The sequence below is a fragment of the Pseudomonas rhizozeae genome, assembly GCF_031583775.1.
GTDB lineage: Bacteria > Pseudomonadota > Gammaproteobacteria > Pseudomonadales > Pseudomonadaceae > Aquipseudomonas.
On the sequence record NZ_JAVLSB010000021.1, the window covers coordinates 92,835 to 106,190 of the forward strand.

At 61.3% G+C, this 13,356-nt stretch carries 12 protein-coding genes, 1 pseudogene and 1 riboswitch; of the genes and pseudogenes, 8 read left to right on the plus strand and 5 right to left on the minus strand.

Translation table 11 applies throughout. From position 1 onward, the window contains the following. The first annotated feature begins 17 nt into the window (after positions 1–17). From RG836_RS04685 to RG836_RS04700, 4 genes and pseudogenes are all read left to right on the plus strand, one after another. Positions 18–1,013: an ArsR/SmtB family transcription factor gene (locus tag RG836_RS04685; protein ID WP_310843596.1), complete on the plus strand. Its 996-nt coding sequence runs from the start codon at positions 18–20 to the stop codon at positions 1,011–1,013. A gap of 18 nt (positions 1,014–1,031) precedes the next feature. Then, positions 1,032–2,222 (plus strand): methionine adenosyltransferase, encoded by a 1,191-nt coding sequence (gene metK / locus RG836_RS04690; protein WP_310843597.1) that lies wholly within the window; start codon positions 1,032–1,034, stop codon positions 2,220–2,222. 253 nt (positions 2,223–2,475) lie between these two features. Beyond that, a pseudogene (gene ligB / locus RG836_RS04695) lies at positions 2,476–4,140 on the plus strand (NAD-dependent DNA ligase LigB); the annotation flags it as partial. Between the two features lie 102 nt (positions 4,141–4,242). Further along, positions 4,243–4,638, plus strand: coding sequence for a DUF1090 domain-containing protein (locus RG836_RS04700; protein ID WP_310843599.1), 396 nt, complete (start codon positions 4,243–4,245; stop codon positions 4,636–4,638). 48 nt (positions 4,639–4,686) lie between these two features. On the opposite strand, the gene RG836_RS04705 is transcribed toward RG836_RS04700, so the two are convergent. After that, complete coding sequence (locus tag RG836_RS04705) at positions 4,687–5,136, minus strand: c-type cytochrome (RefSeq protein ID WP_310843600.1); 450 nt, start codon at positions 5,134–5,136, stop codon at positions 4,687–4,689. Positions 5,137–5,263: 127 nt separating this feature from the next. On the opposite strand from RG836_RS04705, the gene mltA reads away from it, so the two are divergent. Continuing rightward, positions 5,264–6,448 (plus strand): murein transglycosylase A, encoded by a 1,185-nt coding sequence (gene mltA / locus RG836_RS04710; protein WP_310843602.1) that lies wholly within the window; start codon positions 5,264–5,266, stop codon positions 6,446–6,448. 95 nt (positions 6,449–6,543) lie between these two features. On the opposite strand, the gene RG836_RS04715 is transcribed toward mltA, so the two are convergent. Further along, entirely contained in the window at positions 6,544–6,930 is a 387-nt protein-coding gene (locus RG836_RS04715; protein ID WP_310843604.1) for an MAPEG family protein, read from the minus strand. Positions 6,931–6,996: 66 nt separating this feature from the next. Continuing rightward, the gene (locus tag RG836_RS04720) at positions 6,997–7,830 is read right to left on the minus strand and encodes an EamA family transporter (RefSeq protein WP_310843605.1); all 834 of its coding nucleotides are present in this window, start codon (positions 7,828–7,830) and stop codon (positions 6,997–6,999) included. A gap of 196 nt (positions 7,831–8,026) precedes the next feature. On the opposite strand from RG836_RS04720, the gene RG836_RS04725 reads away from it, so the two are divergent. Beyond that, positions 8,027–9,196, plus strand: coding sequence for an MFS transporter (locus RG836_RS04725; protein WP_310843606.1), 1,170 nt, complete (start codon positions 8,027–8,029; stop codon positions 9,194–9,196). On the opposite strand, the gene RG836_RS04730 is transcribed toward RG836_RS04725, so the two are convergent. Together RG836_RS04730 and RG836_RS04735 are read right to left on the minus strand one after the other, a co-directional pair. Then, positions 9,176–10,081 carry a formate/nitrite transporter family protein gene (locus tag RG836_RS04730; protein WP_310843607.1) on the minus strand — a complete coding sequence of 302 codons (906 nt, stop codon included), beginning with the start codon at positions 10,079–10,081 and terminating at the stop codon, positions 9,176–9,178. The genes RG836_RS04725 and RG836_RS04730 overlap by 21 nt on opposite strands. A gap of 89 nt (positions 10,082–10,170) precedes the next feature. Continuing rightward, positions 10,171–10,575, minus strand: coding sequence for an acyl-CoA thioesterase (locus RG836_RS04735; protein WP_310843608.1), 405 nt, complete (start codon positions 10,573–10,575; stop codon positions 10,171–10,173). A 197-nt stretch (positions 10,576–10,772) separates the two neighbouring features. Further along, positions 10,773–10,875, plus strand: a riboswitch (S-adenosyl-L-homocysteine riboswitch). Positions 10,876–10,898: 23 nt separating this feature from the next. Here RG836_RS04735 and ahcY point away from each other — a divergent pair. Then, positions 10,899–12,308: an adenosylhomocysteinase gene (gene ahcY, locus RG836_RS04740; protein ID WP_310843609.1), complete on the plus strand. Its 1,410-nt coding sequence runs from the start codon at positions 10,899–10,901 to the stop codon at positions 12,306–12,308. A gap of 135 nt (positions 12,309–12,443) precedes the next feature. Next, the gene (gene metF / locus RG836_RS04745) at positions 12,444–13,289 is read left to right on the plus strand and encodes a methylenetetrahydrofolate reductase [NAD(P)H] (RefSeq protein WP_310843611.1); all 846 of its coding nucleotides are present in this window, start codon (positions 12,444–12,446) and stop codon (positions 13,287–13,289) included. Positions 13,290–13,356 lie beyond the last annotated feature (67 nt).

Consider the following 13,356-nt stretch of genomic DNA (forward strand, 5'->3'; position numbering starts at 1 on the left):
ACTAGACTGCTGGCCTTATGAATTTACGCGTGCCTTCCATTCGCCATGACGATTGCGACGAGCTGGCGGCCCTGTGCAAGGCCGGCGGCGACCCGTTGCGCCTGAATGTATTGCGCGCGCTGGCCAACGATTCGTTCGGCGTGCTGGAGCTGGCGCACATCTTCGGCATCGGCCAGTCCGGCATGAGTCATCACCTCAAGGTCCTGGCCCAGGCCGACCTGGTGGCGACCCGGCGAGAAGGCAATGCGATTTTCTACCGTCGCGCCCTGCCCCATACCGAACTGCTCGGCGGCGTACTGCACGCCGCGCTGCTCGAAGAAGTCGACAACCTGGCGCTGCCGCTCGACGTACAGTCGCGCATCGCCCAGGTGCACGGGCAACGGGCAGCGGCCAGCCAGGACTTTTTCGCCCGGGTGGCGGATAAATTCCGCGCCCAGCAGGACTTGATCGCCGGCCTGCCGCAATACCGCGACAGCGTGCTGGCGATGCTCGACAAGTTGAGTTTCAACGGTGACGCCACGGTGATCGAAGTCGGCCCCGGGGACGGTGCATTCCTGCCGGACCTGGCGCGCCGCTTCCATCAGGTGACGGCACTGGACAACAGCCCGGCGATGCTCGAACTGGCACGCCTGCTGTGTGAAAAGGAAGCGTTGACGAATGTCAGCCTGCAATTGGCCGATGCATTGGACGGCGTAAGCCTGACCGCCGATTGCGTTGTACTGAACATGGTGTTGCACCATTTCGCTGCGCCGGCCGAAGCGCTCAAGCGCATGGCCAGCCTGCTGCAACCGGGCGGTAGTTTGCTCGTGACAGAGTTATGTAGCCACAACCAGAGTTGGGCCAGGGAGGCCTGCGGTGATCTGTGGTTGGGGTTTGAACAGGACGATTTGGCCCGTTGGGCCACCGCTGCGGGACTCGTTCCCGGGGAAAGCCTCTATGTAGGCTTACGTAATGGTTTCCAGATTCAGGTCCGCCACTTTCAGCGGCCAGCTGGCGACACTCACCATCGGTAAATTCAGGAAAACATCGAGATGAGCGAATATTCCCTCTTCACCTCCGAGTCCGTGTCCGAAGGGCATCCAGACAAAATCGCCGACCAGATTTCCGATGCGGTGCTGGACGCCATCATTGCTGAAGACAAATTCGCCCGCGTCGCGTGCGAAACTCTGGTGAAAACCGGTGTGGCAATCATCGCGGGTGAAGTCACCACGTCGGCCTGGGTCGACCTGGAAGACCTGGTGCGTAACGTCATTCTGGACATCGGCTACAACAGCTCCGACGTCGGCTTCGATGGCGCAACCTGTGGCGTGATGAACATCATCGGCAAGCAGTCCCCAGACATCAACCAAGGCGTCGACCGTGCCAAACCTGAAGATCAGGGCGCCGGCGACCAGGGCCTGATGTTCGGCTACGCCAGCAACGAAACCGACGTGCTGATGCCAGCCCCGATCACCTTCTCCCACCAACTGGTTCAGCGCCAGGCCGAAGCCCGCAAATCCGGCCTGCTGCCTTGGCTGCGCCCGGACGCCAAGTCGCAAGTGACTTGCCGTTACGAAGGCGGCAAGGTGGTGGGTATCGACGCCGTTGTCCTGTCGACCCAGCACAACCCTGACGTGTCGTACAACGACCTGCGCGAAGGCGTGATGGAGCTGATCGTCAAGCACGTACTGCCTGCAGAACTGCTGACCAAAGACACTCAATTCCACATCAACCCGACTGGCCAGTTCATCATCGGTGGCCCGGTGGGCGACTGCGGCCTGACCGGTCGCAAGATCATCGTCGACAGCTACGGCGGCATGGCCCGTCACGGCGGCGGCGCGTTCTCCGGCAAGGATCCATCGAAGGTTGACCGTTCGGCTGCCTACGCCGGTCGTTACGTGGCCAAGAACATCGTGGCGGCCGGCCTGGCCGAGCGCTGCGAGATTCAAGTGTCCTACGCCATCGGTGTGGCCCAGCCTACTTCGATCTCGTTGAACACCTTCGGTACCGGCAAAATCAGCGACGACAAAATCGTCAAACTGGTCCGCGAAGTGTTTGACCTGCGTCCGTACGCGATCACCAAAATGCTCGACCTGCTGCACCCGATGTACCAGGAAACCGCAGCCTACGGCCACTTCGGTCGCACGCCGCAAACCAAGACCGTGGGCGACGATACCTTCACCACGTTCACCTGGGAAAAAACCGACCGCGCCGACGCCTTGCGCGCTGCTGCCGGCCTGTAAATTTCCCCGGCAACATCAAGAGCCCCGCCCAGTGCGGGGCTTTTTATTGGGTGTTCGCTAGGGACCGGGTCGCGGCCTTCGCGAGCAGGCTCGCTCCCACATTTGACGGGGAAAACGCAGATCCCTGTGGGAGCGAGCCTGATCGCGAAAGGGTCCTCCAGAACAACCGAAACACCCGGCAAAACACCCACCCAACTCATCCCCCATCACTGGCCTACGCTGCAACAGGTCTACCCGAGCAAGGACGCTCACGATGCTCCGCTACCTGTGCCTGCTGCTGATCTTTTTCTGCCTGCCGACCCGCGCTAATGATTGCCCCGATTGGCCCGCTGCGCGCGCCCTCAGCGAAATCACCCACCTGCAACAGCGAATTGATACTTGGGATGACGCCTACCACCGCGAAGGTCGCTCGTTGATCGCCGATGAACTGTACGATCAATCACGCCAGCGTCTGACCCGCTGGCGCCTGTGCCTTGGCCTGCAACTCCCGCCGGATCCGTTGCGCAGCGCCAAGGGAACCGTGCCTCATCCAGTTCCTCACACCGGCCTCGACAAACTCAACGACGCCGGGGCCGTCGAAACCTGGCTCAGCACCCGCGCCGACGTATGGGCGCAACCGAAAGTCGACGGTGTGGCGGTGACGCTGATCTACCGCGAAGGCCGGTTTGTTCAAGCGATCAGTCGCGGCGATGGCACTCGCGGTCATGACTGGACGGACGCTGCGCGCTCGATCAACGCCATTCCCCGGCAACTCTCCAGCGCCGAGGACGTAGTCGTACAAGGCGAGCTTTATTGGCGGCTGACCGCCCACCGCCAAGCGCAAGCAGGCAGCGTCAACGCCCGGGCCACGGTCGCCGGGATGATGGCGCGGCACACGCTGACCGCCGAGCAAGCGCAGAGCATCGGTTTGTTTGTCTGGGACTGGCCGCAAGGGCCGCTCGCTTTTGCTGAACGCCTCGCCGCTCTGGACCGATTGGGTTTCCCGTCGACTGCAGCGCTCAGCCACAAGGTCTCTGGATTCACCGAAGCCCAGCGCTGGCGCGAACACTGGTACCGCTCGCCCTTGCCGTTCGCCAGCGACGGCATCGTGCTGCGCCAGGAACGCCGGCCCGACGCCGAACGCTGGCAGGCCAAAGCACCGCATTGGGCGATCGCCTGGAAATACCCCTTCGCCCAAGCCTTGGCCGAAGTGCGCAAAGTCCGATTCAAGATCGGCCGCACCGGCCGCATCACTCCGGTGCTGGATCTGGTGCCGGTACTGCTCGACGACCGACAGATCAAACGCGTCAGTGTCAGCTCGCTCAAACGCTGGCAGGAACTGGACATTCGCCCCGGGGATCAAGTCGCCATCAGCCTGGCCGGATTGACCATTCCGCGGCTCGACAGCGTGGTGGTGCGCAGCCCCGAACGCCTTGAACTGGCGATTCCGCTCGCAGAGGACTTCCATGGCTTGAGTTGTTTCCGGCCGACGCCAGGCTGTGAAAGTCAGTTCCTAGCGCGGCTCACCTGGCTCAGCGGCAAGCGAGGGCTAGCCTTGCCCCACGTCGGCCCCGGCACCTGGGAGAAACTTCTGGCAACAGGTCGCCTGAACGGCATCCTGGATTGGTTGACGCTGGAGCCGCCAGAGCTTGCTACCATTGATGGTTTCGGCGAACGCAGCAGTGCGCGCTTGTACAACAGCTTCAATGACGCCCGGCAACGGCCGTTCGCTCGCTGGTTGAAAGCCTTGGGTCTGCCACCAACCGGCGAGGCCGACCTAGGCACGTCATGGTCGATCCTGGCCCAACGTACCGTGGAACAGTGGCAAGCCGAGCCGGGTATCGGGCCAGGGCGAGCGGCGCAATTGAGCGCTTTTTTTCGTGCCCCCGAGGTTTTGGCCTTGGGTGCGCAACTGGCCGCTGCCGGCATCGACGGATTTTCACCGCCATTGCCCGCTGGCAGCCCGGAACCAGATGTCAGCAATGCGCTCCAACAGCCCATTGCCCCTTAGATTCGCTGACCTTTTGCCATGGAGCCATTTATGAAACGTCTTGCATCGATCGCCCTGCTGACCCTGTGCAGCGTGATGGCCGCCCCTTCGATGGCGGGCGAAGAAGCCCCAGGCTTGACCGGCTGCGCCGCTAAGAGACAGGGCATCGTCAACCAGATCGAGCTGGCTAAAGTTCACGGCAACGCGGATCAGCAGGCTGGCCTGGAAAAGGCCCTGAGCGAAGCCACTGACCACTGCACCGACGCTTCGCTGAAAAAGGAACGTGAAAACAAAGTGCTCGACGCCAAGCACGAAGTCAGCAAGCGTCAGGCGGATCTCGACAAAGCCATGAAAAAGGGCGATCCCGAGCGAATCAACAAACGCAAAGACAAACTCGCCGAATCCCGCAAAGAGCTACAGGACGCGCTGGATGAGCTGGACAAATAATTGAACCAAGGTCTTTCCCGACTAAGCAGCAGACGAATCCGGCAACGGTCAGTGATCCCGAAACTCTTTATGGCAAGCACTGCACGCATCTTCGACTTTCTGCACCGCAGGCCCCAGGTTACTGGCCTTGTACGGCTGGACTTTACTGGCAACCACCAATTCACCGGTGGCCGCTTCCAGCGTGCGGGCCAGCTCCTGAAAGTGTGCCTGTTGCTGCCAGACACTGTCCTTGGCGCTGCTGTGATCTTCTTCGCGAACCTGCGGAAAATGCTTCCACGGCTCATGGGACAGGGCATCGAGCTTCACCGCGCCCTCGGCGAACTTCGGGCCGTCGAACGGAATACGACCGCGCAACATGCCGCCGAGGTCTTCACCAGTTTTGAGCATTTGCTTGAAGATCGCCTTGCGTTGGCCCAGCGGTGAATTCGGATCGACCCCGCCACAGGCGGACAGCGCCAGGCAGGCCAGCAATACAACGGAAAGTCTTTTGAATGTCATGGTGGCTTCAGGTCACGGGAAACGGCGGCCAGTATCCTCGGCTGACCGAGAAAGACCAATAGCCCTATTAACAATACGGGTTGCATCGGCACATAAAGGGCCGCGCAACCCGCCAAGGAAATACCCCATGAACACCCGTTCCAAAAGCTGGCGCCATTGCCTGGCATGGTCTCTACCCATGGTCGCGCTGTTGGCTGGCTGCAACGGCGGCAGCCCGGAAAAACCGCAACCTCACGCCGTGGCGACCTACGTTGGCGCGACTTGGGATTCGCTGCCGGCGGTGTCCGACAACGACCTGCTGGCCGGCTTCGCTTCATGGCGCAGCGCCTGCACCCGGCTCAAGGCCGACGCGGTATGGGGCGCGACCTGCGCCGCCTCCGCCAGCGTGCCCCAGAGCGCCATGGCCGTGCGCGACTTTTTGAAACAGAATCTCGACGTCTACGGTTTGCGCTCGGCGAACAACACCGCCAACGGCTTGATCACCGGTTATTACGAACCGGTGTACCCCGGCAGCCTGACCCAAACCGCAACCGCCAACATTCCGGTGTACGGCGTGCCGGAAGACATGATCATCGTCGCCCTCGACAGCCTTTACCCCGAATTGAAAGGCAAACGCCTGCGCGGACGCCTCGAAGGCCGCGTGCTCAAGCCCTATGACGATGCCGCGACCATCGAAACCAAGGGCGTGAAGGCGCCGGTGATTGCCTGGCTGACTGACCCGATGAATCTGCAGTTCCTGCAAATCCAGGGCTCGGGGCGCATCCAGATTGCCGACGGCCGTCAGTTGCGCATTGCCTACGCCGATCAGAACGGCCATCCCTATCGGCCCATCGGTCGTTGGCTGGTGGATCAGGGTGAGTTGAAGAAAGAAGACGTGACCATGGGCGCCATCAGTGACTGGGCGAAGGCCAATCCGACGCGGATTCCAGAACTGCTGGGCAGCAACCCGAGCTACGTGTTTTTCACCCGCAACCCTGAGAGCAATGAAGGCCCGCGCGGCTCGCTGAACGTGCCGTTGACTGCCGGTTACAGCGCGGCGGTGGATCGCAAGGTGATTCCGTTGGGCAGCCTGTTATGGCTGTCGACCACCCGCCCGGACGGCAGCGCTCTGGTGCGGCCCGTCGCCGCGCAAGACACCGGCGGCGCGATCACCGGCGAAGTGCGCGCCGACCTGTTCTGGGGCACCGGCGAAGCGGCCGGGCAACTGGCGGGCGACATGAAACAGCAAGGGCAAATCTGGATGGCCTGGCCAAAGGGCCTGGCGTTGCCGCAAGTGCCGCAGGTGACGGATCCGGTCAAGACAAATCCCTAAGGCCGCCATCGCGTGCACGCTCGCTCCCACCAAGGATCATCAGCGATCCCAGAGCGAGCCTGCTTGCGAAGAGGCTCGAACTGACACCAAACACATCAAACCGACACAAAAAAGAACGCCGCAATAATCCCCATCCCGACGGTCCACATCAGCGTGCGCAGCAGCGCCCAGTCCGCCAGGTAGCAAATGATGTACAGCAGGCGACTGGTGATGAACAACACCGCGAGCACGTTGACCGTGACCAGTTCAGCATTGCCCACAAGATGCGCGACGATCACCGCCGCCGCGAAAGCCGGGGTGACTTCAAAGCCGTTCAACTGCGCGGCATGGGCGCGCTTGGCCACGCCGTCGAGGGAATCCAGGTAGCCCCGCGGATCGTGGTTCTGTTTCAAGCCGAACTGTCCGCCGCTGAATTTAGCGACGCCCGTGCACAGGTACGGCAGGAAAATCGCGATCAAGATGCACCACAGAGCCACCGTCATAATGCCGTTCCTTCTTCGAGTGTTTGCTTGTTCCAGTGATGGAACGTCATGGCGGGCGGCGGACGGTCAGAACTTCATCACCAGGATGCCGACCAGCACCAACCCACAGGCTAAGAGCCGTGGCCGGCCGAAAGGTTCTTTCAGATAACGCATGCCGAACAGCACCACCAGGATCACGCTGATCTCGCGCAACGCCGCCGCTTCGGCGATCGAGCCCAGTTGCATCGCCCACAGCACCAAAGCGTAGCTGAACAACACGCAGAACCCGACGGCCAGGCCCAGGCGCCATTGTTCGCGCCAGAACAGCTTGAACGCCGGACGCTTGCTGACCCAGGCCAGCAGCGGGAACGGCCACGCGCTGATCAACGTTACCCAGGTCAGGTAATCCAACGGATGCGACCAGCGCCGCAACGCTTGGCCATCGATGAAGGTGTAGCTGCCGATGCACAGTCCGATCAGCACCACCACCGGCAGCATCGACCACGGCAAACGCGCCCCGCCGCCGCCCTGCCACAGCAGGCAGAGCATGCCGAACGGGATCAGCAAAATGCCGAAGATCTGTTGGTGGGTCAGGACTTCGCCAGCGAAGATCAAGGTCAACGCCAGGACTACCAACGGCGACAGCCCGCGCATCAGTGGATAAACCAGACCGAGGTCGCCGACCCGATACGCCTGGATCAGCAAATAGCGGTACAGCAGTTCGAAGGCCGCCGAAGCCAGAATCCACGGCCAGATTTCAATCGGCGGCACGGTCACGAACGGCAGCATCAGCAAGACGAACAAAAGGGCCACGCCGTCCATGCACGCCACGACCAAGAGCCGCTCGGCGCTGAACTTGATCAGCGTATTCCACGCCGCGTGCAACAACGCCGCCATCAACACCAAAACCGTCGCGAGCACGCCGCTCTCCTTGTTCGTCAAAATAGAATTGATTCGCCATATTTCAGCAGCTGTTTATACTGCAAGCGACCACGCCGCACTCAGTTGCGCACATCTAATTCCAATAAATTCTGCCTTTGCCGCCCTTCCTGGGCACGGCCACCGGCAGGCGTACGCCTGATCACAGCGTCAAGACTATCCGACAGAGACCTTGCGCATGCCCCTCGCTTTGCTTGCATTGGCCGTTGCCGCTTTTGGCATTGGCACCACCGAATTCGTGATCATGGGGCTGTTGCCCGATGTCGCCCGCGACCTGGCGGTGAGCATTCCCGATGCCGGGCTGCTGATCACCGGTTATGCCTTGGGCGTGGTGTTCGGCGCGCCGATCCTGGCCATCGGCACCGCCAACATGCCGCGCAAAGCGACGCTGCTGGGCATGACGTTGATGTTCATCCTCGGCAACGTGCTGTGTGCGCTGGCGCCCAACTACGCCACATTGATGGCGGCGCGGGTTGTCACCGCGCTATGCCACGGCGCGTTCTTCGGCATTGGTTCGGTGGTGGCGGCCGGTCTGGTGGCGCCGAACAAACGGGCCCAGGCGATTGCCATGATGTTCACCGGCTTGACCCTGGCCAATGTGCTCGGCGTGCCGCTGGGCACCGCGCTTGGCCAGTACGCCGGCTGGCGCTCGACCTTTTGGGCGGTGGCGGTGATTGGCCTGGTGGCGGCGCTGGCGCAATGGTTGTGGTTGCCCAAGCACATCGCCATGGACAAGGCCAACCTGGCCAGCGAATTCAAGGTACTGGGCAAGGTCAATGTGTTGCTGGCGCTGGGCATGAGTGTGCTGTCGTCGATCAGCCTGTTCTCGGTGTTCACCTACATTGCGCCGATCCTGCAGGACGTCACCGGCGTCAGCCCGCACGGCGTGACCGTCATGCTGTTGCTGTTCGGCGTGGGCTTGACGGCGGGCAGCATGCTCGGCGGGCGCCTGGCCGACAGCCGTTTACTGCCGTCATTGGTGGGCATGGGCCTGGCGGTGGTGGCGGTGCTGGCGGCATTTACCCAGACCAGTCACTCGGCGATTCCGGCGGCGATCACCTTGGTGCTATGGGGGATTTTTGCCTTTGCCCTGTGCCCTATCCTGCAACTGCTGATCATCGACCAGGCCCACGAAGCGCCGAACCTCGGTTCAACCCTGAACCAGAGCGCCTTCAACCTGGGCAACGCCGCCGGCGCCTGGATCGGCGGCCTGGTGGTGGCCAGCGGCGCCGACCTGGCCGACCTGCCATGGACCGGCGCGGCGGTCAGTTGCGTGACCGTGCTCACGGCGCTGCTGTTTATCTACCTGCAGCGGCGCCCCCCGGTGTCAGTCAACGTCGGCGGCTGAGCGTTTGTTTTTCGCCGGATCAGCCTGCTCGGGCTGGTCCGCTCCTTCCTTCGGCGGCCCGCTTTCACTGCGGATCTGTGCGTGGCTCAGCAGCGCGAAGATGAAACTGCCGCCGATGATGTTCCCGGCCAGGGTCGGGCCGGCGAACGCCAGCCAGAAATCCTTCCACGACAACTCGCCGGCAAACACCAGGTACGAGACCTCCGCCGAGCCGACCACGATGTGGGTGAAGTCGCCCAGGGCCATCAGGTAAGTGATGAGGATGATGATCCACATCTTGGCGCTTTCCATCGACGGGATCATCCAGACCATGGTGGCGATCATCCAGCCGGACACGATGCCCTTGGCGAACATCTGACTGACGTCGTTCTCCATGATCTTGCGGCCGATATCGAGGAAGGCCAGGTCGGTCTTGCTGTCGAAGATCGGCAGTTCGAGCATCACGTAGGCCACCAGCAAGGTGCCGCAGAGGTTGCCGAACAGCACCACCGACCAGAGCCGCAACAGACGCCCGAAATTTTTCACGGTGGGTTTGGTCATCACCGGCAACACCGCGGTCAGAGTGTTTTCGGTAAACAGTTGCTGACGAGCGAGGATCACTGCGAGGAAACCGGCACAGTAGCCGAAACTGGCGATGACCTTGAACGCCTCGCCCTCCGGCAGGCGGGAATTGAGCAGCCCCATGGCCATCAGCGACAGGCCCATGGTCAGGCCGGCGGCGAAGGCCGACCACCACAACGCGGCGACGCTGCGCTCCAGCTCCTGATCGCCCTGGGTCCGGATGATCTCGTGCAGCACCGCCGCACGAGGCGGCTGGTTTTTGTCGATGTCGTGCTTTTCCTGGGCCGAAAGGTTCGGGGTCTTGCCGTCTTTTGGGGTGTCCATAATGTCCTGAACCGGTGGCGTGTCGTTTAGCTACGACACGCGCGGTTCAGCACTGTTCACTGGTCCTGGAACAATCCTTGCGCCAACGATTACTCGCCCGCGACATCCTCCTGGAACTGGTCCTTGACGTACTTGATCTCGGTGCGCCCGTGGGGAGCCGGCAGGCCGTCTTCGCCGAGGTTGACGAAGACCATTTTCTCGACGGTCAGAATGCTTTTACGGGTGATCTTGTTGCGCACTTCGCAGGTCAGGGTGATGGAGGTGCGACCGAACTCGGTGGCGGTGATCCCCAGCTCGATGATGTCGCCCTGGCGCGAGGCGCTGACGAAGTTGATTTCGGAAATGTACTTGGTGACCACGCGCTGGTTGCCCAACTGGACGATGGCGTAGATGGCCGCCTCTTCGTCGATCCAGCGCAACAGGCTGCCGCCGAACAGCGTGCCATTGGGGTTGAGGTCTTCGGGTTTTACCCATTTGCGAGTGTGAAAATTCATGCTGCCTCCCGGGCGTCTTGGCGATGGATGCCGGCATCATGGCAGAGCCCGGAACAGAGCTCTATTGGCCATCGACTATGGTCTCGATTACCGTTCGGACATTCATCGACAGAAACCCTTTGGAAGATCAGCATAGCCCGCTATAATCGCCCGCGTTTCAGAACGGTAACTTTCCACTGATACCGTTTTCCCGCCACCTGTCCGAGGGGCGCTGCAGCAGGTTCGACCTGTCAGGCTCGGATGGGGCGTTGACTGGCCTTCCCTGGCCGGACACTAAACGCACAACGGCGCCCATTCGCATACATTACGAATGGAGGCTCTTCATGAGCGCTGTTATCACGCCTGCAGATTTTAACGACTACAAAGTTGCCGACATGTCCCTGGCTGCCTGGGGCCGTCGCGAAACCATCATCGCCGAATCGGAAATGCCAGCCCTGATGGGTCTGCGTCGCAAGTACGCCGGCGAACAGCCGCTGAAAGGCGCGAAGATCCTCGGCTGCATCCACATGACCATTCAGACCGCCGTGCTGATCGAAACCCTGGTTGCCCTGGGTGCCGAAGTTCGCTGGTCGTCCTGCAACATTTTCTCGACTCAAGACCAGGCCGCTGCCGCTATCGCTGCGGCCGGTATCCCGGTGTTTGCCTGGAAAGGCGAGACTGAAGAAGAGTACGAGTGGTGCCTGGAGCAAACCATCCTGAAGGATGGCGCGCCATGGGATGCCAACATGATCCTCGACGACGGCGGCGACCTGACTGAGCTGCTGCACAACAAATACCCGCAAGTGCTGACCCGCGTTCACGGCGTGACCGAAGAAACCACCACCGGCGTACACCGCCTGCTGGACATGCTGGCCAAGGGCGAGCTGAAAATCCCGGCCATCAACGTCAACGACTCGGTGACCAAGAGCAAGAACGACAACAAGTACGGCTGCCGTCACAGCCTGAACGACGCCATCAAGCGCGGCACCGACCACCTGCTGTCCGGCAAGCAAGCGCTGGTTATCGGCTACGGTGACGTGGGCAAGGGCTCGGCCCAGTCGCTGCGCCAGGAAGGCATGATCGTCAAGGTCTCCGAAGTCGACCCGATCTGCGCCATGCAGGCCTGCATGGACGGTTTCGAACTGGTTTCGCCGTTCATCGACGGTATCAACGATGGTTCCGAGGCGAGCATCGACAAAGCGCTGCTGGGCAAGATCGACCTGATCGTGACCACCACCGGTAACGTCAATGTCTGCGATTCGAACATGCTCAAGGCCCTGAAGAAGCGTGCCGTGGTCTGCAACATCGGTCACTTCGACAATGAAATCGACACCGCTTTCATGCGCAAGAACTGGGCATGGGAAGAAGTGAAGCCACAGGTCCACAAGATCCACCGTACCGGCCCTGGCGCATTCGATGCTCAGAACGATGACTACTTGATCCTGCTGGCCGAAGGCCGTCTGGTGAACCTGGGCAACGCCACCGGTCACCCAAGCCGCATCATGGACGGTTCGTTCGCCAACCAGGTGCTGGCCCAAATCTTCCTGTTCGGCCAGAAGTACGCCGACCTGTCGCCAGCCCAGAAAGCCGAGCGCCTGACCGTTGAAGTCCTGCCGAAGAAACTCGACGAAGAAGTGGCCCTGGAAATGGTTCGCGGCTTCGGCGGCGTAGTGACTCAACTGACCAAGACCCAGGCCGACTACATCGGCGTGGCCGTTGAAGGTCCGTTCAAGCCGCACGCTTACCGCTACTGATCGGTCCAGTTGCCTGCTCCCCGTGCGGGAGCAGGTTTTTTGTGCCGAGGAAGCTTGCTGCCTCGGCACAAAAAGCCCGCTCTCCCACGGGACTATGCAAGCCTTCAAGGCTTATGCGTTTCAAAGGGTATCCCCATGTCCCAAGACCGTCGCTACAGCTTCGAGTTCTTCCCGACGAAGACCGATGCTGGACATGAAAAACTGCTCGCCACTGCCCGTCAGTTGGCCAGCTACAACCCCGATTTCTTCTCCTGCACCTACGGCGCGGGCGGCTCGACCCGTGACCGCACGATCAACACCGTGTTGCAGCTGGAAAGCGAAGTCAAAGTACCTGCCGCACCGCATTTGTCGTGCGTCGGCGACAGTAAGGACGACTTGCGCGGCCTGCTGAGCCAATACAAGGCCGCAGGCATCAAGCGCATCGTGGCCCTGCGCGGTGACCTGCCATCCGGCATGGGCATGGCCAGTGGCGAGTTGCGTCACGCCAATGATCTGGTTGAATTCATCCGTGAAGAAACCGCTGATCATTTCCACATAGAAGTCGCCGCGTATCCGGAGATGCATCCGCAAGCGCACAACTTCAAAGACGATGTCGCCAACTTCGTACGCAAGGCCAAGGCCGGCGCCGACAGTGCAATTACCCAGTATTTCTTCAACGCCGACAGCTATTTCTACTTCGTCGAGCGCGTGCGGGCACTGGGCGTCAACATCCCGATCGTGCCAGGCATCATGCCGATCACCAATTACAGCAAGCTGGCGCGCTTCTCTGATGCCTGCGGTGCGGAGATCCCGCGCTGGATCCGCAAGCAACTGGAAGCCTACGGCGATGACACGCAGAGCATTCAAGGCTTCGGCGAGCAAGTCATCACCGAGATGTGCGAACGCCTGCTGCAAGGTGGCGCGCCAGGCCTGCACTTCTACACCTTGAATCAGGCTGAACCAAGCCTGGCGGTGTGGAACAACCTGAAGTTGCCGCGTTAAGCGCTGCATCTCTGGCTGAAGACCCTTTGCAAGACCCCGAACGCAGCCCGATAACGGCTGCGTTTTT

Bases quoted from the DNA above. Each gene is read 5' to 3' on its own strand.
- RG836_RS04700 (WP_310843599.1), top strand. From the start codon at position 4,243: ATGAAACGTCTTGCATCGATCGCCCTGCTGACCCTGTGCAGCGTGATG.
- RG836_RS04735 (WP_310843608.1), bottom strand. From the start codon at position 10,575: ATGAATTTTCACACTCGCAAATGGGTAAAACCCGAAGACCTCAACCCC.
- metF (WP_310843611.1), top strand. From the start codon at position 12,444: ATGTCCCAAGACCGTCGCTACAGCTTCGAGTTCTTCCCGACGAAGACC.
- mltA (WP_310843602.1), top strand. From the start codon at position 5,264: ATGAACACCCGTTCCAAAAGCTGGCGCCATTGCCTGGCATGGTCTCTA.
- RG836_RS04725 (WP_310843606.1), top strand. From the start codon at position 8,027: ATGCCCCTCGCTTTGCTTGCATTGGCCGTTGCCGCTTTTGGCATTGGC.
- RG836_RS04685 (WP_310843596.1), top strand. From the start codon at position 18: ATGAATTTACGCGTGCCTTCCATTCGCCATGACGATTGCGACGAGCTG.
- ahcY (WP_310843609.1), top strand. From the start codon at position 10,899: ATGAGCGCTGTTATCACGCCTGCAGATTTTAACGACTACAAAGTTGCC.
- RG836_RS04715 (WP_310843604.1), bottom strand. From the start codon at position 6,930: ATGACGGTGGCTCTGTGGTGCATCTTGATCGCGATTTTCCTGCCGTAC.
- RG836_RS04705 (WP_310843600.1), bottom strand. From the start codon at position 5,136: ATGACATTCAAAAGACTTTCCGTTGTATTGCTGGCCTGCCTGGCGCTG.
- metK (WP_310843597.1), top strand. From the start codon at position 1,032: ATGAGCGAATATTCCCTCTTCACCTCCGAGTCCGTGTCCGAAGGGCAT.
- RG836_RS04730 (WP_310843607.1), bottom strand. From the start codon at position 10,081: ATGGACACCCCAAAAGACGGCAAGACCCCGAACCTTTCGGCCCAGGAA.